This window comes from Shewanella sp. T24-MNA-CIBAN-0130, from assembly GCF_040310185.1.
GTDB classification, from domain to species: domain Bacteria; phylum Pseudomonadota; class Gammaproteobacteria; order Enterobacterales; family Shewanellaceae; genus Shewanella; species Shewanella psychromarinicola.
Genome location: NZ_JBEOPP010000560.1, coordinates 1 through 236, shown reverse-complemented (window position 1 = coordinate 236; position 236 = coordinate 1). Strand labels below are relative to the sequence as shown.

The window sequence follows — 236 nt, the reverse complement described above, 5'->3', positions numbered from 1 at the left end:
ACATGGGGCATTATTAACTAAGCTAACAAAAGAGTATGGTGTGCCTGGGCAATATATTGTTGCTTTTTGGGGCCTAGAAACCAACTTTGGTAGTTACAAAGGTAGCATGCCAGTGCTCGATTCATTGGCAACGCTAGCATGCGATCCAAGGCGTAGCGATTATTTCACTGGCGAGTTATTACAAGCGTTGAAGTTAAAGCAGCAATATAATTTCGCAGATAACAAAATGGTTGGAT

General features: G+C 41.5%; 1 protein-coding gene. It reads left to right on the top strand.

Annotated features, from left to right (window positions below):
- Positions 1-236: lytic murein transglycosylase (locus tag AAEZ02_RS23490; protein WP_351125652.1), on the top strand; the 236-nt coding region annotated here is incomplete at both ends.